The sequence below is a fragment of the Caulobacter sp. FWC2 genome (assembly GCF_002742625.1).
Lineage (GTDB): Bacteria > Pseudomonadota > Alphaproteobacteria > Caulobacterales > Caulobacteraceae > Caulobacter.
This window is the reverse complement of record NZ_PEBF01000001.1, coordinates 258,808-283,442: the sequence shown is the minus strand read 5'-3', so window position 1 is coordinate 283,442 and position 24,635 is coordinate 258,808. Positions and strand designations below refer to the sequence as shown.

Annotated in this window: 25 protein-coding genes and 1 riboswitch; of the genes, 11 read left to right on the top strand and 14 right to left on the bottom strand. The window is 67.4% G+C overall.

Translation table 11 applies throughout. The annotated features are described in order from the left end of the window. Positions 1-144: 144 nt before the first annotated feature. A riboswitch (glycine riboswitch) is annotated at positions 145-259 on the bottom strand. Positions 260-550: 291 nt separating this feature from the next. The 4 genes from CSW62_RS01415 to CSW62_RS01400 are packed head-to-tail and all read left to right on the top strand — an operon-like array spanning position 551 to position 4,510. After that, positions 551-1,732 carry a divergent polysaccharide deacetylase family protein gene (locus CSW62_RS01415; RefSeq protein ID WP_099575440.1) on the top strand — a complete coding sequence of 394 codons (1,182 nt, stop codon included), beginning with the start codon at positions 551-553 and terminating at the stop codon, positions 1,730-1,732. A 39-nt stretch (positions 1,733-1,771) separates the two neighbouring features. Beyond that, complete coding sequence (locus tag CSW62_RS01410; RefSeq protein WP_099575439.1) at positions 1,772-2,260, top strand: RNA pyrophosphohydrolase; 489 nt, start codon at positions 1,772-1,774, stop codon at positions 2,258-2,260. A gap of 23 nt (positions 2,261-2,283) precedes the next feature. After that, entirely contained in the window at positions 2,284-3,702 is a 1,419-nt protein-coding gene (locus CSW62_RS01405; RefSeq protein ID WP_099575438.1) for an alpha/beta hydrolase, read from the top strand. Between the two features lie 58 nt (positions 3,703-3,760). Further along, complete coding sequence (locus CSW62_RS01400) at positions 3,761-4,510, top strand: alpha/beta fold hydrolase (RefSeq protein ID WP_099575437.1); 750 nt, start codon at positions 3,761-3,763, stop codon at positions 4,508-4,510. Here CSW62_RS01400 and sugE read toward each other — a convergent pair. From sugE to CSW62_RS01340, 12 genes are all read right to left on the bottom strand, one after another. Then, complete coding sequence (gene sugE, locus CSW62_RS01395) at positions 4,507-4,830, bottom strand: quaternary ammonium compound efflux SMR transporter SugE (protein WP_099575436.1); 324 nt, start codon at positions 4,828-4,830, stop codon at positions 4,507-4,509. The two genes, CSW62_RS01400 and sugE, sit on opposite strands and share 4 nt — an antisense overlap. Before the next feature lie 113 nt (positions 4,831-4,943). Next, the gene (locus tag CSW62_RS01390; RefSeq protein WP_099575435.1) at positions 4,944-5,687 is read right to left on the bottom strand and encodes a hypothetical protein; all 744 of its coding nucleotides are present in this window, start codon (positions 5,685-5,687) and stop codon (positions 4,944-4,946) included. A 225-nt stretch (positions 5,688-5,912) separates the two neighbouring features. Continuing rightward, a complete protein-coding gene (locus tag CSW62_RS01385) occupies positions 5,913-6,173 on the bottom strand; it encodes an ATP synthase F1 subunit epsilon (RefSeq protein ID WP_066686484.1) in 261 nt (86 codons plus the stop codon). Beyond that, positions 6,173-6,424 carry a hypothetical protein gene (locus tag CSW62_RS01380; RefSeq protein WP_099575434.1) on the bottom strand — a complete coding sequence of 84 codons (252 nt, stop codon included), beginning with the start codon at positions 6,422-6,424 and terminating at the stop codon, positions 6,173-6,175. The genes CSW62_RS01385 and CSW62_RS01380 overlap by 1 nt, the downstream gene beginning before the upstream one ends. After that, positions 6,424-8,064 (bottom strand): F0F1 ATP synthase subunit beta, encoded by a 1,641-nt coding sequence (atpD, locus tag CSW62_RS01375; protein ID WP_099575433.1) that lies wholly within the window; start codon positions 8,062-8,064, stop codon positions 6,424-6,426. Before atpD ends, CSW62_RS01380 begins: the two co-directional genes overlap by 1 nt. A 47-nt stretch (positions 8,065-8,111) precedes the next feature. Then, positions 8,112-8,990, bottom strand: coding sequence for a F0F1 ATP synthase subunit gamma (locus tag CSW62_RS01370; protein ID WP_099575432.1), 879 nt, complete (start codon positions 8,988-8,990; stop codon positions 8,112-8,114). 7 nt (positions 8,991-8,997) lie between these two features. Beyond that, entirely contained in the window at positions 8,998-9,627 is a 630-nt protein-coding gene (locus tag CSW62_RS01365) for a pseudaminic acid biosynthesis-associated methylase (RefSeq protein ID WP_099575431.1), read from the bottom strand. A 10-nt stretch (positions 9,628-9,637) separates the two neighbouring features. Beyond that, the gene (atpA, locus tag CSW62_RS01360; protein WP_099575430.1) at positions 9,638-11,170 is read right to left on the bottom strand and encodes a F0F1 ATP synthase subunit alpha; all 1,533 of its coding nucleotides are present in this window, start codon (positions 11,168-11,170) and stop codon (positions 9,638-9,640) included. A gap of 50 nt (positions 11,171-11,220) precedes the next feature. Next, positions 11,221-11,775: a F0F1 ATP synthase subunit delta gene (locus CSW62_RS01355; protein WP_099575429.1), complete on the bottom strand. Its 555-nt coding sequence runs from the start codon at positions 11,773-11,775 to the stop codon at positions 11,221-11,223. 192 nt (positions 11,776-11,967) lie between these two features. Further along, on the bottom strand, positions 11,968-12,207 hold the full coding sequence (locus tag CSW62_RS01350; protein WP_099575428.1) for a hypothetical protein: 240 nt from the start codon (positions 12,205-12,207) through the stop codon (positions 11,968-11,970). A 154-nt stretch (positions 12,208-12,361) separates the two neighbouring features. Further along, positions 12,362-12,700, bottom strand: a complete 339-nt coding sequence (locus CSW62_RS01345) for a hypothetical protein (protein ID WP_099575427.1) — start codon at positions 12,698-12,700, stop codon at positions 12,362-12,364. A gap of 269 nt (positions 12,701-12,969) precedes the next feature. Further along, on the bottom strand, positions 12,970-13,386 hold the full coding sequence (locus CSW62_RS01340; protein ID WP_099582127.1) for a hypothetical protein: 417 nt from the start codon (positions 13,384-13,386) through the stop codon (positions 12,970-12,972). Positions 13,387-13,552: 166 nt separating this feature from the next. Between CSW62_RS01340 and CSW62_RS01335 the strand changes: the two genes are divergently transcribed. The 7 genes from CSW62_RS01335 to CSW62_RS26495 all read left to right on the top strand — a co-directional run bounded on the left by CSW62_RS01335 (position 13,553) and on the right by CSW62_RS26495 (position 19,474). Beyond that, on the top strand, positions 13,553-14,866 hold the full coding sequence (locus CSW62_RS01335; protein ID WP_199170491.1) for an acyl-CoA dehydrogenase family protein: 1,314 nt from the start codon (positions 13,553-13,555) through the stop codon (positions 14,864-14,866). An 80-nt stretch (positions 14,867-14,946) separates the two neighbouring features. Continuing rightward, entirely contained in the window at positions 14,947-15,597 is a 651-nt protein-coding gene (locus CSW62_RS01330; RefSeq protein ID WP_099575425.1) for a LemA family protein, read from the top strand. 109 nt (positions 15,598-15,706) lie between these two features. After that, entirely contained in the window at positions 15,707-16,483 is a 777-nt protein-coding gene (locus CSW62_RS01325; protein WP_233206587.1) for a YgcG family protein, read from the top strand. Between the two features lies 1 nt (position 16,484). Next, positions 16,485-17,186 carry a TPM domain-containing protein gene (locus CSW62_RS01320; protein WP_199170490.1) on the top strand — a complete coding sequence of 234 codons (702 nt, stop codon included), beginning with the start codon at positions 16,485-16,487 and terminating at the stop codon, positions 17,184-17,186. 129 nt (positions 17,187-17,315) lie between these two features. Further along, positions 17,316-17,747, top strand: coding sequence for a DUF1330 domain-containing protein (locus CSW62_RS01315; RefSeq protein ID WP_099575423.1), 432 nt, complete (start codon positions 17,316-17,318; stop codon positions 17,745-17,747). Positions 17,748-17,954: 207 nt separating this feature from the next. Continuing rightward, positions 17,955-19,142: an acetyl-CoA C-acyltransferase gene (locus CSW62_RS01310; RefSeq protein ID WP_099575422.1), complete on the top strand. Its 1,188-nt coding sequence runs from the start codon at positions 17,955-17,957 to the stop codon at positions 19,140-19,142. A gap of 194 nt (positions 19,143-19,336) precedes the next feature. Beyond that, positions 19,337-19,474 (top strand): hypothetical protein, encoded by a 138-nt coding sequence (locus tag CSW62_RS26495; protein WP_199170489.1) that lies wholly within the window; start codon positions 19,337-19,339, stop codon positions 19,472-19,474. Positions 19,475-19,558: 84 nt separating this feature from the next. Here CSW62_RS26495 and CSW62_RS01305 read toward each other — a convergent pair whose 3' ends face one another. Beyond that, the gene (locus tag CSW62_RS01305) at positions 19,559-21,535 is read right to left on the bottom strand and encodes a methyl-accepting chemotaxis protein (protein WP_099575421.1); all 1,977 of its coding nucleotides are present in this window, start codon (positions 21,533-21,535) and stop codon (positions 19,559-19,561) included. Between the two features lie 175 nt (positions 21,536-21,710). After that, a complete protein-coding gene (gene polA / locus CSW62_RS01300; RefSeq protein WP_199170488.1) occupies positions 21,711-24,617 on the bottom strand; it encodes a DNA polymerase I in 2,907 nt (968 codons plus the stop codon). Between the last annotated feature and the right edge of the window lie 18 nt (positions 24,618-24,635).

The window sequence follows — 24,635 nt, the reverse complement described above, 5'->3', positions numbered from 1 at the left end:
GTCACTTTATACATTTAATAGAAATCTCACGAAAGTCGCACACGACGATCGCGTTCATTACGTTTGACTATATCGATATGGGAATAGTTCTAAATCCGCATTTGGCGCACGCGTGGGTCTGGGCGGGCCGGGACGGCTCGCCTTCGCACCCCCGCTGTCCTTGGGCCTGAGAGATTCAGCGCCCCGTCTCTGACGGACGGGCGGTCGCCTTGCTCCTTCGGCGAGGGCGGTAAGCGCCCTGCTTTCCAGCGTTCAACATCTCGCGCGGTCCTTCTGCTTGAGCGTTTCCGGGGCGGTTTCGCCTTCAGCGCCGGGCCGGGGCCCGATCTCTCCCGCGAGAGGACTCCAGGGAATGAGCCGGGACCGCGCCCGTCAACCGATCAGACCGCCCATGACCGCTCTCAGCGTCCAGCGCCTGCAGCGCTTGCAGAAAACGCCAATTTCAGCGGCGCCCGCGTCGTCGCGCCGCGGCGCGAAGGCCATCAGGACCTCATCCGGCCACATCTCGTTAACCATATATTCGAAGCTTGCCCGCTAGGCTGAAGAGGTCATGGCCGTCTCCTTTTCGCGTAAGCCCGCCTATGCCGCCGCCACGCCCGCTCCGGGCGGGTCCGGGGACCTGCGCGCCAAGCTGATGGCCGCGGTCAGCAATCCTTTCATCGGCGCCAGCGGCGCGGCCTTGCTGTTCCTGGCCTCGCTGGCGACGCTTGTGCTGATCACCAGCGACCCGCACGCCGGTTCGCCGGTGATTCGCCTGGAGCTGACCAAGATCGGCGCCACCAAGAACGCACCCGACGGCTGGCGCGAGGGCCTGGGCGGCGAGGATCCGCACGGGGCCGAGCTGGTTCCCGGCCAGCTGGGCCTGTCGGCCAATCCCTTCGCCCCGGTGAAGCCGGAAGAGGCTGCGGCGCCGCCCGCCGAGGGCCTTCAGAACCTGCCGCCGATCCAGCAGGGCCCTGGCCTGGCCCAGGCCCCGATCGCCGGCCTGACCGCCCCGGGGCCCGGCGGCGGCCCGCTGCCGATCATCGGCGCCGACGGCCGCACCGCCGCCGAAGCCTATGCCCGCCCGTTCCAGCCCAACGGCCGCCCCAAGGTGTCCATGGTCATCGGCGGTCTCGGCCTCAACGCCCAGACCACCCGCGCGGCGATCGAGACCCTGCCTGGCGAGATCACCCTGTCCTTCGCGCCCTATGCCGAAGGCCTGCAGGGCTGGATCGACCTGGCTCGCGCCCACGGCCACGAGGTGCTGCTGGAGACCCCGATGGAGCCGGCCGACTATCCGGCCAACGATCCGGGTCCCTACACCCTGATCGCCGCCAACCGGCCGGAAGACACCGTGCGCAAGCTGGAGTGGCTGATGTCGCGCGCCACCGGCTATTTCGGCCTGTCGAACTATCTGGGGGCCCGCTTCGTCGACAACGACCAGGCGATGGCCACCTTCAACGGCGTGCTGAAGTCGCGGGGCCTGGCCTTCGTCGACGACGGCCTGGCTGCCCGCCGCGCCGGGCCGATCCCGCGCGCCTCCGCCGACCGGGTGATCGACGACGAGCTGTCGGCCGCCGCCATCGACACCCAGCTCAAGGCTCTGGAGACCGGCGCGGCCAGTCGCGGCCAGTCGCTGGGCTCGGGCTTCGCCTATCCGGTGACCATCAATCAGGTGCGCGTCTGGGCCGCCGGCCTGCAGGCGCGCGGCATCCAGCTGGCTCCGGCCTCCGCGCTCGCCCGTCGCTAAGAGTGGCGCGCCGCTAGAACTCGTGGAAAAAGGCTCGGCATGACCGAGCTCGACTATCCCAAGCACCGCCCGAACGTCGGCGTCGTCCTGTTCCATCGGGACGGCCGCGTCTGGCTGGGCCGGCGCAACAAGCAAGCCCCGCCCTATAACTGGCAGTTCCCGCAGGGTGGGGTGGATGACGGTGAGGGCCTGGAGGCGGCCGCCCGCCGCGAGCTGGCCGAGGAGACCGGCGTCAGCTCCGTCGCGCTGCTGGGCCGCACCGAAGGCTGGATCACATACGACTTCCCGCCCGAGGTTCTGGCCAACGAAAAGCGCTCGCGCGGCTGGCTTGGGCAAAAGCAGGTCTGGTTCGCCTATCGCTTCATCGGCGAAGAGGCAGAGATCGATCTGGAAGCGGACGATCACGTCGAGTTCGACGCCTGGAAATGGGGCAGGCTCGACGAAGCACCCGAACTGATCGTACCCTTCAAGCGCGGGGTCTACGAGGTTGTGGTCGCCGCGTTCCAGGGGTTCGCGCGCGGCGGCTGAGCTCCCGCGCAGGGGAGTACCGAATGGCGGATACAGTTCTGCTGATTCACGGCTACGGCTGCGCGGGGGACGTCTGGGGTCCTGTCGCCGCACGGCTGAAGGCCGAAGGCTACAACGTGGTGGCGCCAACCATCCGATCGGCGGTGCGCACGGTCGAGGGTCCGCGCGCGGGCCTGGCCGGCCTCACCCTGGCCGACTACGTCGCCGAGATGAGCGCCCTGGCCCAGACCCTGGCCAAGGAGACCGGCCAGAAGCCGCTGGTCTTCGGCCACTCGATGGGCGGTCTGATCGCCCAGAAGATCGCCGAGGCCGGTCATGCGTCGGCCCTGGTGCTGTTCGCCCCGGCCTCGCCGGCCGACGCGCGCGGCAAGCCCAAGCTCTCGCCGGTCTTCACCTTCCTGAACATGGCGCTGCAGTACAAGCCCGAGACCCGGACGGGCAAGATGTGGAAGCCCGGCTTCAAGTTCGGCGTCATGAACGCCGTGCCGGCCGCGCGTCACGACGCGCTCTACGCCACGATGGTCTATGACAGCGGCCAGGTGCTGGCCGACCTGGCCTGGCCGCACAAGGACGTCCACAAGACGGCCTATGTCGACGAAACCAAGGTGACCGTGCCGATCCTGATCAACGCCGGCGCCCTGGACCGCACCACGCCACTGGACGACGTCCAACGTCTCGACCGCAAGTACGCGACCGCCGACCTCAAGATCTATCCCAACAACGCCCATTATCTCATAGACGAGCCCAACACGATGAAGATCCTCGACGACGTGATCGCCTGGCTGACGGGCAAGACCAAAGCCCCGGCCGCGACGGCGGCTCCGGCCCCCGCCCCGGCTCCGGCTCCGGCCAAGCCGCCCGAACCCGCGCCCGCGCCCGTGAAGGCGGCGGAACCGGCTCCGGCTCCTGCTCCCGCGCCCACCCCGGTGGCGGCCGCTCCGGCTCCGGCGAAACCCGCACCCGCGCCGAAGAAGGCCGCTGCGCCGAAGGCCCCCGCCAAGCCGAAGGCCGAAGCGGCTCCGAAGGCCGCGCCCAAGGCTCCGGCGAAACCCGCCGCCAAGGCCGAGGCCGCGCCGAAGCCCGCCGCGAAGGCTGCGCCTGCCGCCAAGGCTCCGGCCAAGGCCGCAGCAGCCCCCAAGCCGGCTGCCAAGCCGGCGGCTGCGAAAGCCCCCGCGAAGGCCGCGCCGGCTCCGAAGCCTGCCGCGAAACCCGCGCCCGCCGCGAAGGCTGCTCCGGCCGCCAAGCCCAAGGCTCCGGCCCAGCCGAAGGCAGAGGCTGCTCCGGCTCCCGCCAAGACCGCAGCGCCGAAGGCTGCTCCCAAGGCCCCGGCCGCGAAGCCGGCCACCGCCAAGGCCGCGCCGAAGGCCGCCGCGGCTCCGAAGGCCGCCCCTAAGGCGCCTGCGACAAAGGCGGCCGCCAAAACCTCGCCCAAGGCGAAGTAGACCGTGTAGGCTGTTCCCCGCCGACGAGCTTGTCGGCGGGGTTTTCTTTAGGGCGTCCATGCGCGCACCCGTGATCATGGTCCACGGCGCCTTCTGCGGCGGCTGGACCTTCGACGCCTTCCGCGCGCCGTTCGAGGCGGCGGGTCACCGCGTCCTGGCGCCCGACCTGATCGGCCACGATGGCACCAGCAGCGCCGCCGGCGTCTCGATGAGCGACTATGCGCGCCAGATCGCGCGTCTGATCGAGACCTGCGAGACGCCGCCAATCCTGATCGGCCACTCGATAGGCGGCCTGGTCGCCCAGATGGCCGCCAGCCGCGCCAAGGTCTCCAAGCTGATCCTGCTGGCCCCCTCCGCGCCCTGGGGCGTCTCGGGCGCGAGCCTGGAGGAGGCGGTCTCGGCCGTCAGCCTCTACAGCCTCGGCCCCTACTGGCTGCAGGCCATCGCGCCGGACTACGGCGTCGTGCGCCGCTACAGCGTCGACCGCCTACAGCGCCCCGAGCGCAAGGCGATCTTCGCCCGCATGACGGCCGAGAGCGGCCGGGCGCTGTGGGAGACGCTGAACTGGTGGCTGGATCCGTTCATGACCACCTCGGTCTCGGCGCCGGGCTGCCCCGTGCTGGCCGTCGCCGGCGGTCAGGACGTCATCCATCCGCCCGCCACGGTCCGCCAGACGGCCGCCCGGCTGGGGGGCAGCGTCGAGGTGTTCCCCGAGATGAGCCACTGGCTGCCCGGCGAGCCCGGGTGGGAGGCGGTCGCCGAGCGCTGCCTGACCTTCATCGCAGACGAAGGCCGCGCGGCGGCCTAAGCCGACGGCGAGAACACCTTCAGCCCCAGGATTCCGGCCACGATCAGGCCCAGGCAGACCAGCCGTGCCGCCGTCGCCGGCTCCTTGAACAGCACGATGCCGACAATGGCCGTGCCGACGGCGCCGACGCCTGTCCAGACAGCGTAGGCCGTGCCCAGCGGCAGGGTCTTCACGGCCCAGCCCAGCAGACCCATGGACAGCACAAGGCTGACGGCGGTCAGCGCGACCGGGATCGGCTTGGTGAAGCCCTCGGTGAACTTCAGGCCCACGGCCCAGCCGATTTCGAACAGACCGGCGATGAAGAGAATGATCCAGGCCACGACGAGCCCCTTTTCTGAAAAGGTGGGGTCGTCCCCGGACAACAAAAAAGGCGCGGGGTCGTCCCCGCGCCTTCGTTAGATAGAACCGGCCCCGGTCTGGGGCAAGCTAGGCCTTAGCGGCTGGTGGTGCTGTACAGGACCTGGGCGCGCTCGAAGTTCTTGCCGACCGAGGTCTCGTCGGTCTTCTTCAGGCGCATGAACACCAGGCCGGCGTGGCCGGCGGCCCAGGCGTCATCCCACGACACGGTGAAGCGGCGGAAGTCGCTGCCGACCGTCTGGTCGTTGCGGATCAGGCGCAGCTGCGGGCTGTTTTCCCAGGTGGCGTAGTCGTGCAGGGCGTTGGCCAGTTCCTGGGCCTGCTCGGGGGTCTGCGCGTAGTCGATGGTGATCGTGCAGACGTTCTTGTTCGAGCCCGGGTTATCCAGGGTGATGTTGTAGGGCTTGCCCAGATCGAAGACCCACTGCTCCTTCTTCTTCTTGAAGCCATAGTCCTTGACCAGCTGAGCGAAGTCACCGCCGGCGACCGACGGCTTGCAGACCTTGTCCAGCACGTCCATCAGGCGGACCGCCAGTGGGTCGGTGGTGCGCGGACCGCGAACCGGAGCGGTATAGGTCTCGGCCGGAGCAGCGCCAGCGGCCGGCGCGGCGACGGCCGGAGCGGCCTGGTCGGTCGAGGCCGGCGCGGTCTGACCGGCGGGCGCCGGAGCAGCGGCGGGAGCCTGAGCGGGCGCGGCGGCGGGAGCCGGAGCGGCGGTTTGTTCCTGGGCGACGGCGGTGGAGACCGCACCGAGGGCGATCAGGCTGGCGAGCGCAAGGCGCATAGGCTGGATATCCCCAACAAGACGAGAGGTCGGCATTAAAACCGACGGACGGTCCCTCGCAACCCTTATGGCTACGGATTAAGACCAAGATTAGGCCACAAGTGTAATTTTCTCACTCATGGCGCGATAGATGGTCGCTCCGCACGCGAAACCGCCCCCGATCCGGGGGACCGAGGGCGTTTCAAAGCGCGTAGGCAAAACCCTTTTTGCCGCGCGATGGTCGCCGAAACCGGTGTCCACTTTCGGCTATCGCGCTTGGCGTCAGGCCGCTTCGACGGCGTGCTCTGCCAGGATCGTCAGGCCTTCCGGACCGACGTCGGCGAAGCCGCCCTGGATGTCGAACACCTTGGTCGTCGCGCCGTCCTTCACGGTCACCTTGCCTTCGCGCAGGGTGGTCATGAACGGAGCGTGGTTGGCCAGGACGCCGAAGTCGCCTTCCGCGCCCGGGGCCTGGACCATGTCCACGTCGCCCGAGAACAGTTCGCGTTCGGGGGCGACCAGAGAGAAGTGCAACTTGGCCATCAGTTGAAGGTCTCCTCGACGGCGCCGAGCGCGGCTTCGATGTCTTCGTCGGTCTGGATTTCGGTCCCGCAGAACGGGCAGAAGTGGATCGTGGCCAGCATCAAGCCGGTCTCGCCCTCTTCTTCCCGCTCGCCGAGGTTCAGCAGGATCAGACCGCTGTCATGCTCGATGAGGCTGGCGGTCGTGTCCGGGGACACCGCTTCCGCCAGTTCCTCGCAGCAGAAGCCGGCCAGTTCCGTGTCTTCGGTCATTAGGCTTCCGCCGCCATCTTTTCGGCCTTGGCCACGGCTTCCTCAATCGCGCCGACCATGTAGAAGGCGCCTTCCGGCAGGTGGTCGTATTCGCCGTCCACGATGCCCTTGAACGAGCGGATCGTGTCCTTCAGCTGGACGAAGGCGCCCGGCGTGTTGGTGAACTGCTCGGCGACGTGGAAGGGCTGCGACAGGAAGCGCGAGATCTTGCGGGCGCGCGACACGACCAGCTTGTCGTCTTCCGACAGCTCGTCCATGCCCAGGATGGCGATGATGTCCTTCAGCGACTTGTACTGCTGCAGGACTTCCTGGACCGAGCGGGCCACGTTGTAGTGCTCTTCGCCGATGACCAGCGGGTCCATGATCCGCGAGGTCGAGTCCAGCGGATCGACGGCGGGGAAGATGGCCTGGGCGGCGATGTCGCGGCTCAGAACGGTGGTGGCGTCCAAGTGGGCGAACGAGGCGGCGGGCGCCGGGTCGGTCAAGTCATCGGCCGGGACGTAGATGGCCTGGACCGAGGTGATCGAACCCTTGTTCGTCGAGGTGATGCGCTCCTGCAGGTTGCCCATCTCGGTGGCCAGGGTGGGCTGATAGCCCACGGCCGAGGGGATGCGGCCCAGCAGAGCCGACACTTCGGCGCCGGCTTGGGTGAAGCGGAAGATGTTGTCGACGAACAGCAGCACGTCCTTGCCTTCTTCGTCACGGAAGTATTCCGCGATCGACAGGCCGGTCAGGGCGACGCGGGCGCGGGCGCCCGGGGGTTCGTTCATCTGGCCGTAGACCAGGGCGCAGCGCGAGCCTTCCGTCGAGCCGTTGTTGGCCTTCGGGTCGGTGTTGACGTTGGACTCGATCATCTCGTGATAGAGGTCGTTGCCTTCGCGGGTGCGCTCGCCCACGCCGGCCAGAACCGAGTAACCGCCGTAAGCCTTGGCGATGTTGTTGATCAGTTCCTGCATCGTCACGGTCTTGCCGACGCCGGCGCCGCCGAACAGGCCGATCTTGCCGCCCTTGGTGTAGGGGCACATCAGGTCGATGACCTTGATGCCCGTGACCAGCACTTCAGCGGTGTTGGTCTGCTCGGCGAAGGTCGGAGCGTCGCGGTGGATCGTGCGGTAGATGTCCGAACGGATCGGGCCCTGCTCGTCGATCGGCTCGCCGATGACGTTCATGATGCGGCCCAGGGTGCCCGGACCGACCGGAACGCGGATCGACTCGCCGGTGTCGCGCACGGGCTGGCCGCGAACCAGACCTTCGGTGGCGTCCATGGCGATGGCGCGGACGGTGTTCTGGCCCAGGTGCTGGGCGACTTCGAACACCAGGCGCTGGCCGGTGGCGGTGTTGGTGGTCTCGACGGCGTTCAGGATCGCCGGCAGCGGGCCGTCGAACTCGATGTCGACGACGGCGCCGATGATCTGCACCAGACGGCCGGTGGCGCCGTCCAGGTTGAAGGCGGCGTTGGCCGGGGCGGCGGCGGCCTTCGGGGCGGCCGGCTTCTTGGCGGCCGGAGCCTTAACAGCGGCGGCGGCGGGAGCCTTCGCGACAGCGGCCTTCGGAGCCGCGGCGGCCTTGGGGGCGGCGGGCTTCTTGGCGGCGGCGGCCGGCGTTTCGGTGGCGGGAGCCTTAGTCGGGGTCTTGGCCATGGCTTGCGGTCTTTCGGTCTCTGCGTGCTTGTGTCGTTAGGCTTGGATCAGACGGCTTCGGCGCCGGAGATGATCTCGATCAGCTCCTTGGTGATCTGGGCCTGGCGGGAACGGTTATACTCGAGGGTGTAGCGCTTGATCATGTCGCCGGCGTTGCGCGTGGCGTTGTCCATCGCGGTCATCTGGCTGGCGTAGAAGCCGGCCATGTTATCCAGCAGGGCCGACAGGATCTGAACCGTCAGGTTGCGCGGCAGCAGGGTCTCGAGAATGGCCTCTTCCGAGGGCTCATACTCGTAGACCGCCGAAGCGCCGGTCGCGGGAGCGGCGGCGCCGTCGACCACGGCCGGGATCAGCTGCAGCGCCGTCGGGGTCTGGATGACCACCGACTTGAACTGGCTGTAGAACAGCGTGACCACGTCGATGTCGCCGGCTTCATAGAGGCGCGTGACGACGTCGGCGATCGGCTGGGCGACCGACAGGGTGAACTGGCGATAGGCCGACAGGTCGAAGTTCTCGACCACCTGGGCGCCGTAGGGGCGCTTCAGCTGGGCGCTGACCTTCTTGCCGACGCAGACGATCTTCACGTCCTTGCCCTCGGCGATCAGGCTGTCGATCCGCTGGCGCGCGGCCCGCACGATCGACGACGTGAAGCCGCCGGCCAGGCCGCGATCGGCCGCGGCGACGATGATCAGGTGCCGATCGTCGCGCCCCGTACCGGTCAGCAGGGCCGGAGCCCCGTCACCCGACACGCCGGCAGCCAGATTGGCGATCACCGAAGCCAGGCGCCGAGCGTACGGACGGGCGGCTTCCGCCGCGTCCTGGCTCCGGCGCAGCTTCGCCGCCGCGACCATCTGCATCGCTTTCGTGATCTTCTGCGTCGCCTTGACGCTCGAGATACGATTGCGCATTTCCTTTAGGCTTGCCATCCGCCTATCAGACCTTCCTAAACAGCCACCAGGTGGTGTCGTCCATCACGGTCGTTCTTCTCCAGAAGAACCCGTAATCAACCAGCACCAGATCCGGGAACAGATCCAAATAGAGCGAGCCGAAATCGTTCTTGAACAGAAGATCCGTCTCGCCTCGGTACGTAATCGTTTCCGCCTTCGGCGAAAAATACTCGGCGCAGAGGACGTACTTGGCGGACACGCGGTGAATCTCGCGCATCGTCGCCTCGAGCTGCGTCGGATCCACGTGGATCAGAACGCCCGAGGTGAACGCCAGGTCGACCGCGCCATCCGCCAGCGGAATGCTGTGCCCAAAGCCCTCGAACAGACGCTCGGGCGGCAGGACGCCGTCATCGAGGATCTGCTTGCGGGCCGTGCTGTTAGGCTCGATGGCCCACAGCTCGGCGTCGGTGATCGCCTGGAGACCCCGAAGGTTAAGTCCGACGTTCGGACCGACTTCCAGGATGCTCTTGGGCGGATCGCCGACCAGACGCGGCAGCACCTGCCCCCAAGCCTTCGTCCGGCCGCGCACGGCGTCGACGGTCACGGCGTTCCGCTCGGTATAGCGGTCGCCGAAATCGCCGGACCAGGCGTCCAGGGTCTTGGGGGCGTCAGCCATCTGCCTCGCCTTAGGCGAAGGTCGCCGAGAAGCTGTCGAGCGCGCTCTTCAGCGTGTTCTCCAGGTCCTTGTCGAGGGCCTTCTTGGTGCGGATGCCGTCCAGCAGGTCCTTGTGGGCGCTGTGGAGGCGAGCCAGCAGCTCGGTCTCGAAGCGACGGACCGACGAGGTCGGGATCTTGTCCAGATAACCGCGCGTGCCGGCGTAAATCACGCAGACCTGCTCTTCGACCGACTGCGGGGCGTACTGGGGCTGCTTCAGCAGCTCGGTCAGGCGCTCGCCGCGAGCCAGCATCTTCTGGGTCGAGGCGTCGAGGTCCGAGCCGAACTTCGCGAAGGCGGCCATTTCACGATACTGGGCCAGTTCGCCCTTAATCGGACCGGCGACTTGCTTCATCGCCTTGATCTGGGCCGACGAGCCGACGCGCGACACCGAGATGCCGACGTTCACGGCCGGGCGGATGCCCTGGTAGAACAGGTCGGTTTCCAGGAAGATCTGGCCGTCGGTGATCGAGATCACGTTGGTCGGGATGTAGGCCGACACGTCATTGGCCTGGGTTTCGATGATCGGCAGAGCCGTCAGCGAGCCCGAACCGTTGTCTTCGTTCAGCTTGGCGGCGCGTTCCAGCAGGCGCGAGTGCAGGTAGAACACGTCGCCCGGATAGGCTTCACGGCCCGGCGGGCGGCGCAGCAGCAGCGACATCTGGCGGTAGGCGACGGCTTGCTTGGACAGATCGTCATAGATGATCAGGCCGTGCAGGCCGTTGTCGCGGAACCACTCGCCCATGGCGCAGCCCGAGAACGGGGCCAGGTATTGCAGCGGGGCCGGCTCCGAGGCCGAGGCGACGACGACGATCGTGTATTCCAGGGCGCCGTGCTCTTCCAGGGTCTTGACGATCTGGGCGACGGTCGAGCGCTTCTGGCCGATGGCGACATAGACACAGTAGAGCTTGGCGCTCTCGTCCTTGCCGGCGTTCACGGCCTTCTGGTTCAGGATGGTGTCGATGGCGACAGCGGTCTTGCCGGTCTGACGGTCACCGATGATCAGCTCGCGCTGGCCGCGGCCGACCGGGATCAGGGTGTCGATCGACTTCAGGCCGGTCTGCACGGGCTCGTGCACTGACTTGCGCGGGATGATGCCCGGCGCCTTGACGTCGACGCGGCGACGCTCGGTGAACTCGATCGGGCCCTTGCCGTCGATCGGTTCGCCCAGCGGGTTGACGACGCGGCCCAGCAGGCCACGGCCGACCGGAACGTCGACGATTTCGCCGAGGCGACGGACTTCGTCGCCTTCCTTGATGGCCTGGTCCTGGCCGAAGATCACGGCGCCGACATTGTCGCGCTCGAGGTTCAGGGCCATGCCCTTCACGCCGGCCTTCGGGAATTCCAGCATTTCACCGGCTTGGACGTTGTCCAGGCCGTAGATGCGGGCGATGCCGTCACCGACGGACAGCACCTGGCCGACGTCCGAGACGGCGGCCTCTTCGCCGAAGTTGGCGATCTGCGACTTGAGGATGGCCGAAATCTCGGCGGCGCGGATGTCCATGGTCTTCTGGGCTCTCTGCGATCTAATTTTTCTGGCGCTTACTTAAAGGCTTAAGCGCGCTTCAGGGCGAATTTCAGGGAATCGAGCTTCGAACGGAGCGAAGCGTCGAAGAGACGCGAACCGACGCGCACCTTCAGACCGCCCAACAGGGACGGATCGACGCGCGTGGAAACTTCGGGGGTCTTGCCGAGCGCTTCGGCGAGAGCGGCTTGCACGCCCTTCAGCTGAGCGGGCGACAGGGCGGCGGCCGAGACGACCTCGGCGGTGACGACGCCGCGGTGCTTGGCCGACAGATCGGAGAAGGCGGTGATCGCGCCCAGCAGGTCGCCGGCGCGACCGTTGGCGGCGACGAGGCCCAGGAACTTGGTGGTCAGCGGCTGGAAGCCGGCCTTCTTGGCGACGGCGGCCAGCCCCTTGCCCTTGTCCTCGGCGGTGAAGGCCGGCGAGGCGATCAGACGGCGCAGGTCGGCGCTGTCGGCCACCATGGCCTTCAGGCTCTTCAGGTCGGCCTCGACCTTCTGCAGGGAGCCGTTCTCGATCGTCAGTTCGAAGAGGGACTGCGCATAGCGCTGACCCGCATCCGTCGCCTTGGTTTCGTCCGCCACTTGGTATCCGCCCGGTGCGTTGCAATGGCCGCGGACAAGAAGATTAACCCCTGTCGCGGCTTAAAGGCTTGAGCGCGCTTGTAAAAAGCGCATGGACGGCCGGCGCTGCCGCGCCGCCCTGTCCGAAGCCGCGCGCCTGATAACACGGGCCTTTCGCAGTCGCAACCAAAGGGGCGAGCCCGGCTTGAGTGTTCAGTCCGCCGCGCGACGGAACACGGCCGAGGCAGAGGCCGCCAAAGCGCCGTCCGGGCGGCGCAGCTCGCCCTGAGCGAAGACGAGACTTCGGGTGGCTCGCTCAACCCAGGCCTTGGGTTCCAGGGCGCCGTCGCCGGCCTCCCCGGCATAGTCCACGGCCATGGAGGCCAGGGCCGTTCCTTCGCCTGCGGCCTTGCGCAGAACGGTTTCCAGCTGTGCGGCCAAGCTCGTGTCCATCAGCGTCAACTAATCACTGGTCCGGAAAAGAAAAGGGGCGGCGGAAGGTTTCCGCCGCCCTTGAAGGCGAATGCTCGAGGAAACAGCCAGACCGGGTCGGAGAAACGACGACCCACAACGCGTCTGGTACTCAGATAAAGCGCGGTACGTGTTCCTACTTAGCCGAAGCCAGGGACGAAACGTCCTTGGCCGAGGCGTTGCAGCGGGTCAGGTCATCGGCGTCCAGCGACTTGGCTTCGCCGCCGAAGGCCGCGACGCGACCCACTTCCTTGGCGAGCGCCTTGCAGGCGGCCGCGGTGAGGGCCCGCGAAGGGGCTTGGGCCGAGACGCACTCGGCGCCTTCGCAGACGAAGACGGCGCCGCCGGCGACGACCTTGGTCTTGGCGGCCACGGGGGTGTCCAGCGCGGCGGCGATGCGGCCGTCGGCCAGGGCGCTACCCGCGAACATGGAGAAGGAGATGGCGGCGACAGCCGACAGGGTGCGGAGCTTCATCAGAAAGCCCTCCGGTGTGGGGGAAATTGCGGTCAGATCGTTGATCGGTGAAAAGCGGTACTGGCCGCCCGGACCCTACCAATCCCTTGGGGCCACCCCACCTGAGGCGACCACACCGGTATCCCCACCGGTGCTTCGGATCCGAACTAAGCATCGCTTAGATATCAGTGATAAGAAATTGCGCAAGCGGAATTTCGCACGCGCCTCGCATTTTCAGAAAACGGGGATTTCGAGCCAATTGCGGCGAACGGCGGCCGGAAACGGCGAGCCTACAGCCCCAGGATCTGGTCGATCCGGCTTTCGGCCTTGGCGTGGATGGCGCGCTCCTCGACCATACCCTCGGCGCGGGCGTAGCGGCCGTTCTTGCCGGCGCGACGCTGGATGCCCTCGGCGGTGAGCACCGGGGCGACCGTCTTCGGTTCGGTGAAGGCGCCCAGCAGGGCCGCCATGACGGCGCCGATCACGGCGGCGGCGACCGGGCCGATCATGCCGACCCAGCCCTCGCCGAAGATCGCGTGCAGGCGGATGATCAGAACCTCGCGGTTCGGCTGGCGGTCCATGATGCCGATGGCCCAGTAGACACCGCCCTCGACGAGCACAGCCAGGACGATCGGCAGCAGAACACCCAACCAGCGCGGCCGGACGAACAGTCCGAGCGCGGCCCCGATGATCGCGAAGGCGGCCATGGTGATCATGGCGGGCACCCTACACACAGCCTGGTCAAGGACCGGTTAAGGCCCGTTCCGCGCTTCATTCCCAAGGGGCACGATTGGCCCCGACCGCTCACCGCGCTTAGTCTCTCGCCATAACCATAAGATGTGCGCCCAAAACGCGCTTGAGGGAGGCTTTGCCATGGACTTCCACTTGCCGCCTGAGCTGACCGCCTATCTGGCCGAGCTCGACGCCTTCATTGATCGCGAGATCGCGCCCCTGCAGGCGCGTGACGACAACGATCGCTTCTTCGACCACCGCCGCGAATGGGCCCGCACCGACTGGGACGGCGGCGGCCTGCCCAAGCACGAGTGGGAGGCGCTGCTGGGGGAGGCCCGCAAGCTGGCCGACCAGGCAGGCCACTACCGCTTCGCTCTGCCCAAGGCCTATGGCGGCCAGGACGGCTCCAACCTCTGGATGGCCGTGATCCGCGAGCACCTGGCCGCCAAGGGCCTGGGCCTCTTCAACGACCTGCAGAACGAGCACTCGATCGTCGGCAACAATCCGTTCGTGCTGATGATCCGCGACTTCGGCCGGCCCGACCAGCAACCCCTGATCACTGACATGCTAGACAAGGGCGCCTTCCGCCCGACCTTCGGCCTGACCGAGCCCGAGCACGGTTCGGACGCCACCTTCATGGAGACCCGCGCGGTGCGCGAGGACCACAAGGGCGAGGCCGGCTGGCGGATCAACGGCGAGAAGATGTGGACCACGGGCATGCACGCGGCCACCCACTGCTGCCTGTTCGCCCGCACTTCGGGCGAGGACGGCGACGCCCGGGGGATCACCGCCTTCCTGGTCCCCGCCCACGCGCCCGGCGTGAAGATCGAGGAGTACCTCTGGACCTTCAACATGCCGACCGATCATCCAAGGGTCAGCTTCACGAATGTCTGGGTCCCGGAGTCGGCGATGTTCGGACCCGAGGGAGGCGGCCTGGCCCTGGCCCAGCACTTCGTGCACGAGAACCGTATCCGCCAGGCGGCCTCCAGCCTGGGCGCGGCGACCTACTGCATAGAAGAAAGCATCAAGTACGCGCGCGCCCGCAAACCGTTCGGCAAGGCCCTGGCCGAGAACCAGGCCATCCAGTTCCCGATCGTCGAGCTGGCCACCCAGGCCGAGATGCTGCGCCTGCTGATCCGCAAGACCGCCTGGGACATGGATCAGATGACCAAGCCCGAGGTCGAGAAGCGGCTCTCCGACAAGGTCTCGATGTGTAACTACTGGGCCAACCGCCTGTGCTGCGAGGCCGCCGATCGGGCCATGCAGATCCACGGCGGCATCGGCTACTCCCGCCACAAGCCGTTCGAGCACATCTACCGCCACCATCGCCGCTACCGGATCACCGAGGGCAGCGAGGAGATCCAGATGCGCAAGGTGGCGGCCTGGCTGTTCGGCTACATGGGCCCGCGAAAACAGGCCTTCGCCCAGGAACGGGCGGACATGGATAAGGTTTAATCCGTCGCGACCTGACGTGTATCAATGGACGCGCTATCTAACATCGGTACGCGAGCATACATGTTCGCGATGGAGGCCCCATGAACCGTCTCGTCCTCGCTCGTCTTGGCCGTAACGCCGCGCGCGCCGCCCTGATCGTCGCCATCCCCGCGACGCTGGCTGGCTGCGGCATCAACACCATCCCCACCCAGGACGAGGCCACCAAGGCTGCCTGGGCCGAGGTGCAGAACCAGTACCAGCGCCGCGCCGACCTGGTGCCGAACCTGGTCGCCACGGTGAAGGGCTACGCCGCTCAGGAGAAGAGCGTGCTGGTCGAGGTGACGCAGGCCCGCGCCAGCGCCACCCAGGTCAAGGTCGACGCCTCGACCATCACCGATCCGGCCCAGTTCCAGCAGTACGCCGCCGCCCAGGACAAACTGTCGGGCGTGCTGGGCCGGCTGATGATGATCCAGGAGCAGTATCCGGACCTGAAGTCGAACCAGAACTTCCTGGCCCTGCAGAGCCAGCTGGAAGGCACCGAGAACCGCATCACCATCGCGCGCCGCGACTACAACCAGACCGCACAGACCTACAACACCACCCTGCGGACCTTCCCCAGCGTGTTCTGGGCCAAGACCATGTACAGCGGTCAGAAGCCGGCCCAGCTGTTCCAGGCCTCGGCTTCGGCGCAGACCGCCCCGACGGTGGACTTCTCCAGCCCGCCGACCGCGACCCCGCCGAAGGTGCAGTAACTTGGTTCAATTCCGCTCATCCCCGCGAAAGCGGGGACCCAAGCCGAGCCTGACGGCTATGCGCGGCGTCGCCGTGGCCAAGTCCGCTTGGGTTCCCGCTTTCGCGGGAATGAGCGGGTTCTTGGTGGCGTTGGCGCTGGCCCTGACGGTCGCCCTCCCCGCCTTCGCCGAGCCGAAGTTCCCGGCCCTGACGGGGCGGGTGGTCGACAACGCCCAGATCCTGTCGCCGCAAGTCCAGCAGGACCTGACGACCAAACTGGAAAACCTCGAGACCACGACCGGCCGCCAGCTGGTCGTGGCCACGGTGCCCAGCCTCGACGGCTATCCGATCGAGGACTACGGCTATCAGCTGGGCCGGACCTGGGGCATCGGCGAGAAAGGCAAGAACACTGGCGTGATCCTGCTGGTCGCGCCCAACGACCGGAAGGTGCGGATCGAGGTCGGCTACGGCCTGGAGCCGGTCCTGACCGACGCCCTGTCCAGCGTCATCATCCAGAGCGCCATCCTGCCGAAGTTCCGCGATGGCGACATGGAAGGCGGCGTCGTCGCAGGGACCAACGCCCTGGTCGAGCAGCTCAGCCTGCCCGCCGACCAGGCCAAGGCCCGGATCGTCGAGGCCAGCCAGCCCGCGCGACAGAAGGCCAGCGGCTCGCCGATCATCGGCTTCCTGATCTTCCTCTTTGTCATTTTCGTCTTCTCCAGCCTGTTCCGGGGCCGTCGACGCGGCGGCCTCTCCTCGGCCCTGCCGTGGATCATCCTGGGCGCGCTGAACAACAGCGGCCGAGGCGGTGGCGGCTGGAGCGGCGGTGGCGGTGGCGGTGGCGGCGGCGGCTTCTCCGGCGGCGGCGGATCGTTCGGCGGCGGCGGCAGTTCGGGGAGTTGGTGAGATGGCGCAAGGCATGACCCCGCAGGATCTCGACCGCATCGCCAGCGCGGTCGCGCAGGCCGAGAAGACCACCGCCGGCGAGATCTTCTGCGTCCTGGCGCCCGAGGTGTCGGACTATCGCGAGACGCCGCTGGCCTGGGCGGCGACCGCGTCCCTGGTGCTCCCGGCCGGCGCCCTGTTCGCCGGCTTCCGACCGGAGATGCTGACCCGGCTGTTCGGCGGCTGGAGCATTGGCCATCAAGCGGCCCTGGACGGGGCCATCCTGTCGGCGTTGTCGACCTATATCGCCCTGCAGCTGGCGATTTTCGTCCTCGTGGCGCTGGTGGTGTCCATTCCGCCCGTCCGCCGCGCCCTCACCCCGGGCTCGCTCAAGACCGCCCGGGTCAAGCGCGCGGCCATGGAGCAGTTCCTCAGCCACGGCCTGCACGTCACCCGCGACCGCACCGGCGTGCTGATCTTCGCCGCCCTGGCCGAGCACCGGGTCGAGGTCATCGCCGACGAAGGCATCTACGCCGCCGCGCCCAACACGGTCTGGAACGAGGTCGTCTCCGACCTGGTCGGCGGCCTCAAGCGCGGCAAGATCGCCGACGGCTTCGTCGCCGCCGTGGCCCGCACCGGAACGATCCTGGCCACCCACATCCCCCCGCGCCCCGACGACCGCAACGAACTGCCCGACGGCCTGACCGTCCTGACGAAGCGGTGAGGAGCGGGAGATAGGCTGACACGGCCGGAGGAAGCCGTCGGCCTCGCGATATTGAGCTTGGCGTTGTTCCGGTTCTGGCCTTCCATGCGCTCCGAACAAGAGCGCTGAGGCGCCGAGACCGGAGGAAACATGGCCAGCATCGATCCAACCCGCGAGCAGTTCGACGCCTTCAAGGCCCTGCCGCGCGACACGCCGATCCAGATGCTCAACCTGGTCCGACTGAAGCCCGTCGCTGACTATCCGCAGGGGCATCCTAACCATGGCAAGTGCCTGACCGGGCTCGAGGCCTATCGCGAGTATGGCCGCACGACCGCGACGCTGTTCGCCAGCCTGGGCGGGCGGCAGGTCTGGGCGGGACGCCCAGAGGGCGTGGTCACCGGCCCCGCAGACGAGCGCTGGGACCTGGCCTTCATCGCCGAATATCCGAACGCCGGCGCCTTCCTGGCCATGGTCACGAACCCCGACTACCGCGAGTTCGTCAAGCACCGCACGGCGGCGGTCGAGGACTCTCGGCTGATCCGCCTGGCGCCGATGGCGCCGGGCCAGGGGTTCGGGGAATAGACCTGCCGTTGACGCTAGAGCCTGTCCGTTTCTGATGGAACCATCAGAAACGGATAAACAGGCTCTACTTCAAACACTTAGAGCGTGGCAGGCGCCGAAACCGCTCACACTTTCGGCTGCCACGCTCCAGCGTCATCTTTCGCCGCGCGGAAAGCCGGTCTAGGGTGAGCTCAATTCAAACTAACGTTTAACGGGGAGTGCGCCTCTATGCGCGAAGCGGTTATCGTCTCTTACGCCCGCACGGGCCTGGCCAAGTCCAATCGGGGCGGCTTCAACAACACCCATGGCGCGGCCATGGCCGGCCACGCCATCCAGCACGCCGTGTCGCGCGCCGGCCTCGAAGGGGCCGAAGTGGAAGACGTGGCCCTGGGCTGCGGCGGTCCCGAAGGCGCCACCGGCATGAACGTGGCCCGCAACGCCGCCATGTGGGCCGGCCTGCCGGTCACCACCTCGGGCCAGACCATCAACCGGTTCTGCTCGTCGGGCCTGCAAGCCATCGCCACGGCGGCCAACTATGTGCGCAACGACGGCGCCAATGTCGCCATCGGCGGCGGCGTCGAGTCGATCTCGCTGGTGCAGGGCGGCGGTCACATGAACCGCTTCCACATCACCGAAGAAAAGCTGATGGGCACCCATCCGGCCCTGTGGATGGCGATGATCGACACCGCCGACATCGTCGCCAAGCGCTACAACATCAGCCGCGAATACCAGGACGAATACGCCCTGCGCAGCCAGCAGCGCATCGCCGCCGCCCAGGCCGCCGGCCTGTTCAAGGACGAGATCGTGCCCATGGCCACCAAGATGAAGGTGGTCAACAAGGAAACCAAGGAAGAGAGCTTCGTCGACTACGTGGTCGACAAGGACGAGTGCAACCGCGCCGACACCACCCTGGAAGGCCTCGCCAGCCTGAAGCCCGTCATGGGCGAGGGCAAGTTCGTCACCGCCGGCAACGCCAGCCAGCTGTCGGACGGCGCCGCCGCCGTGGTGGTGATGGAAGCCAAGGAAGCCGAAAAGCGCGGCCTGACCCCGCTGGGCGCCTTCCGCGGCTTCGCCGTCGCCGGCTGCGAGCCTGACGAAATGGGCATCGGCCCGGTCTTCGCCGTGCCGCGCCTGCTGGAACGCCATGGCCTGAAGATCGACGACATCGACCTGTGGGAACTGAATGAGGCTTTCGCCAGCCAGTGCCTCTACAGCCGCGACCGCCTGGGCATCGATCCTGAGAAGTACAACGTCAACGGCGGCTCGATCGCCATCGGCCACCCCTTCGGCATGACCGGCGCCCGCTGCGCCGGCCACCTGCTGATGGAAGGCAAGCGTCGCGGCGCCAAGCTGGGCGTGGTGACCATGTGCATCGGCGGCGGCATGGGGGCCGCCGGCCTGTTCGAGATCTTCTAGGCCCTCAAAAGTTCCGAGTGATCGATCCTAAAAAGGCCGGGAACCCGCAAGCGGGTTTCCGGCCTTTCCTGTTGGATCAGGACGCTTCGGGACCCCAGGAACCCGGGCCTTGAACCCGCCCGACGCGGGGCCATCTAGGCTCTCGTCGGCGCCCGCGAATTGTCGCTTCAAGACGCCAGACCCGAGATAGGACCATGGCTGCCAAAGCCTTCTTCACCGTCGCTCTGCTGATCGCCGCCGCCATCGGCCTGGCCCTGCCGACGCCGAACGCCAGCCATGGGCCGCAGACCACCAAGTCGTCGTTCGAGACGATCGCCCTGCACCGCGGATAGTCCACGCGACAAGGTAAAGGCTCCCCGGTCGCCCGGAGAGCCTTCCTGAAACTGCTGATCGTCCAGCCGATCAGAATTGAACGATCAGAACTCTTCCCAGTCCTCCTGGACCGCGACGGCGGCGGAACCACGTCCCGGACGGGCCGAGGCCGTTGGCCAGGCCGAAGCCGGCGGACGGGCCGAAACGGGCGGTCGCGCGGGGGCCGACGGCGCAGAGGCGGCCGGCGGACGGTAGGTCGTGCGTGACGGTCGCGCCGCCGTAGCGGCCACTTCGCCCACGCGGAAGCGCGAGACCATTTCCGCCAGCGACTTGGCTTCGTTCTTCAGCGAGTGGGCCGCCGCTGTGGCCTCTTCAACCATGGCGGCGTTCTGCTGGACGACCTGGTCCATCTGGTTCACGGCCGTGTTGACCTCGTTCAGGCCGGTGGCCTGCTCGTTGGCCGAAGCCGAGATTTCCTTCACGAGGGCGTCGATCGAGGCGACCTGTTCGACGATGCGGTTCAGCGCCTCGCCGGTCTGGCCGACCAGATCCACGCCCGCCTCGACCTGCTGGGTCGAGGTCGAGATCAGGGTCTTGATCTCCTTGGCGGCGTCGGCCGAGCGCTGGGCCAGCGCCCGGACTTCCTGGGCGACGACCGCGAAGCCACGGCCGGCTTCACCGGCGCGGGCGGCTTCAACGCCAGCGTTCAGCGCTAGCAGGTTGGTCTGGAAAGCGATCTCGTCGATGACGCCGATGATGTTGCCGACCTGGGTCGAGGAGGTCTCGATCTCGGTCATGGCCGAGACGGCCTGGCTGACGATGCGGCCAGACTTCTCGGCGTCGGCGCGCGCAACGGCCACGACCTGAGAGGCCTCCTTGGCGCCCGACGCGGTCTTGCGGACCGTCGCGGTGATCTCATCGAGGGCGGCGGCGGTTTGCTCCAGGCTGGCGGCCTGTTGCTCGGTGCGTCGCGACAGGTTGTCGGACGCCTCGGCGATCTCGTCCGAGCCGCTGTTGACGCCGCTGGACGCGGCCCCGATCGCCTGGATCGCCTGCTGCATCCGATCGGCGGCGGCATTGAAGTTGGTGCGCAGGCTTTCAGACTTGGCGCCGAACGGCGTGTCGATCCGGTGGGTCAGATCGCCACCCGCCAGGTGGTCAAGGGCCTCGTTGAGGGCGGATATGATCACCGCGTCGTTGCGGGCGGCCTCGGCCTTCTCGGCTTCGTTGGCGGCGCGTTCGTCGTCGGCGACCCGGCGCTGTTCGGCGGCGGCGGCCTCGATACGGACCTTCTCGGCTTCGGAATCCTTGAAGTAGGCGACGGCGGCGGCCATCTGGCCGATCTCGTCCTTGCGGCCCTGGGCCGGCACCTCGACAGTGTTGTCGCCCGAGGCCAGGCGGCGCATGGCGTTGGTCATGGCGGAGACCGGCTTGGCGATGGCGCCGGTCAGCAGCAGCCCGCCGCCGATGGCGATACCCGCCGTGATCAGGATGCCCACGGCCAGGGCCAGGGTCGATTCCAGGGAGGCCTTCTTCTGGGCGGCGGCTTCCGTCGCCAGCTCAGCCTCCGCGTTCTTGGTGATGGCTTCGATAGCGTTTTCGACCGGCTCGACGGCCTTGTCGGCGACGCCGTCGTGCTTCACCAGTTCGACGGCCTGCGGACGAGTGGCCGGATCTGCCCCGAGGCTTTCACCCGGCTCGATGGCCTGTTTGCGATACTCGGCATAGGCGGCGTCGACCGCGGCGATGCGCGCCAGGTCCTGCTCGTCACCCGCCGCGAGGGTGCGCAGCTCGTCCAGAGCCTTCAGGAACTTAGGCTTGTGGGCCTCTTCCAGACGCTTGACGTAGTAGTTGTCGCCCGACAGCAGGAAGCCGCGCAGCGAGTTCTCCTGGCGGGTCAGGCGGAAGGCGGCCGTATCCGCCTGGCGCAGCATCTCATAGGCGCGCTCGGTGCGTTCAACCGAATGGCCGAGGCCGACCTTGTTGGCATAGAGGGACACGCCCATCACAACGATGGTCGTAAGCATGACAGCGAACACCGCCATCAGCTTGTGCGGAATTTTCAGATCGCCAAAAGACACCGGCCGGAGCTCCTCGAAATGGGGCGGCGACCGCTAAACCTCAGATAACACTACTCTTTGAAACTACACTATGGTTCGCGGGCGTCACAGGCACAGTGGGCTCCCAACAATTGCCGGGGCATTAACCGTGACGCGGCGGAATGTCGCACAAACGATCATTCCGCCACTTTTCTAGTCAGTGAGCCTCATCCCAGTTGAGCGCGGCGCGGGCCTCTACCGTGAGCGGAACGGACAAGGCCACCGCCGGCTCGGCCGCCTTTTCCATGACCTGGCTGATCACGGCGCAGGCGCGATCGGCCTCGCCTTCCGGCGCTTCGAAGACCAGTTCGTCGTGCACCTGCAGCAGCATCCGCGCTTCCAGGCCAGCCGCCTCGAGGGCGGCGGGCATGCGGATCATGGCCCGGCGCATGACGTCGGCGGCCGCGCCTTGGATCGGGGCGTTGATCGCCGCCCGCTCGGCGAACTGGCGCTGCCCCACGGACTTGGACTGGATCTCGGGGATGTTGATCTTGCGGCCGAAGACGGTCGAGACATAGCCATGCTCGCGCACAAAGGCCTTGGTCGCATCCATATAGGCCTGGATGCCCGGGAAGCGCTCGAAATAGGTCTTGATATAGGCCCCCGCCTCGCCCTGGCCGATGCCCAGCTGGTTGGCCAGACCGAAGGCGCTGATACCGTAGACGATACCGAAATTGATCGCCTTGGCCCGGCGGCGGATCATCGGATCCATGCCCTCGATCGGCGTGTCGAACATCTCCGAGGCCGTCATGGCGTGGATGTCCAGGCCTTGCTGGAACGCCTTCTTCAGCTGCGGGATGTCGCCGATATGGGCCAGCAGGCGCAGCTCGATCTGGCTGTAGTCGGCGCTGATCAGCACCTTGCCCGGCGGCGCGATGAACGCCTTGCGGATCTTGCGGCCTTCCTCGGTGCGGACCGGGATGTTCTGCAGGTTCGGGTCGGACGAGGACAGGCGCCCCGTCGTCGTGGCGGCCAGGGCGTAGGAGGTGTGGACCCGGCCCGTGCTTTGCGCGATCGCGGCGACCAGGTTCTCGGTGTAGGTGCCCTTGAGCTTGGAAAGCTGACGCCAGTCGAGCAGGACGCGTGGCAGCTCGTGCTCCAGGGCCAGGCTCTCCAGCACGTCGCTGTCGGTCGACCACTGACCGGTGGCGGTCTTCTTGCCGCCCTTCATGCTCATCTCGCCGAACAGCACGTCGCCGATCTGCTTGGGGCTGCCCAGGTTGAACGGGCGGCCGACGAGCTCCTGGGCGCGCGCCTCGAACTTGGCCATGCGCAGTGAGAACTCGTTGGACAGCAGACGAAGCGCCTCGGGATCGACCCGAACCCCGTTGTTCTCCATCATCGCCAGTACGGCCGGCAGAGGACGTTCCAGCGTCTCATAGACCGTCGCCAGGCCCTCCCGCGCCAGGCGCGGCTTGAGCACTTCCCACAGGCGCAGGGTGACGTCGGCGTCCTCGGCCGCATAGGCCGTCGCCTCGTTCAGGCCCACATGCTTGAAGCTGATCTGGGCCTTGCCCGTGCCCGCCACCTGCTTGAACGGGATCGGCTTGTGGCCGAGGTGCAGCTCCGACAGCTCGTCCATGCCGTGGCCGTGCAGGCCCGCCTCCAGCACGTAGGAGATCAGCATGGTGTCGTCGATCGGCGCGACCTGGATGCCGTGGCGGGCCAGGACGGCGATGTCGTACTTGGCGTTCTGGGCCACCTTCAGCACCGCCGGATCTTCCAGCAGCGGCTTCAGGGTGGCGATGACCTCGTCCAGCGGGATCTGCACCAGGTCGGCGGCGGCTTCCAGCGCCAGGCCGTCCTTCTCGCAGTGGCCGACCGGGATGTAGCAGGCCTCGCCGGCGTTGATGGCCAGCGACACGCCGCACAGACCGGCCGTGGCCGACGACAGGGCGTCGGTCTCGGTGTCGAAGGCCACCACGCCCTTGGCCGTGGCCTTGGCGACCCAGGCCTTAAGGGTGTCGAGGTCCTGGATGCGGACATAGGCGGCGTGGTCGATGCTGACCGGCTCGGCCACCGCGCTGGCGGCGGCGCGCGCGGCCGCGCCCATATAGGAGACGGTGCTGACCGGGGCCTTCGGCGTGCTGCCCGCTCCAAGACCGGGGGCGCGCTCCAGCGTCCCCGACGTCGCGGCGGCCGAGCCGTCGCCGACCCGGCGGGCCAGGGTGCGGAACTCCATCTGCTCGAGGAAGGCGGCCAGGACCTCCTTGTCGGGCTCGCGCACGGTCAGCTCATCCAGCGGCTGCGGCAACGGCGTATCGCAGTCCAGCTTCACCAGGGCCCGCGACAGGCGGATCTGGTCGGCATATTCGATCAGGGTCTCGCGGCGCTTGGGCTGCTTGATCTCGCTGGCCCGGGCCAGCAGCGTGTCGAGGTCGCCATATTCGTTGATCAGCTGGGCGGCGGTCTTGATGCCGATACCCGGGGCGCCCGGCACGTTGTCGACGCTGTCGCCGCACAGGGCCTGAACGTCGACGACCTTGTCCGGATAGACGCCGAACTTCTCGAACACCTGCTCGCGCTCGATGCGCAGGCCCTTCATCGGGTCGAACATCGAGACGCCGTCGCCGACCAGCTGCATCAGGTCCTTGTCGGACGAGACGATCACCGCCTCGCCGCCGATCTCGCGGGCCTTGCAGGCATAGGCGGCGATCAGGTCGTCGGCCTCGTAGCCCGGCAGCTCGATGGCCGGAACGCCAAAGGCCAGGGTCGCCTCGCGCACCAGCGGGAACTGCGGGATCAGATCCTCGGGCGGCGGCGGGCGGTGGGCCTTGTACTTGTCGTAGAGGCTGTTGCGGAACGTCTTTTCCGAGTGGTCCCAGATCACCGCCAGGTGGGTCGGCGTGTCGCCCTGCATGTCGCGCAACAGCTTCCACAGCATGTTGCAGAAGCCCTGCACGGCGCCCACCGGCAGGCCGTCGCTCTTGCGGGTCAGGGGCGGCAGGGCGTGATAGGCGCGGAACAGATAGGCCGAGCCGTCCACGAGAAAGAGCCGGACGGTCGGGCCGTCCTGGGTCAGTTCGGAAGCGTTCGGAAGCGGGGGCGCGGCGGCGTCGGTCATGGCCGGCAACATAGGGGG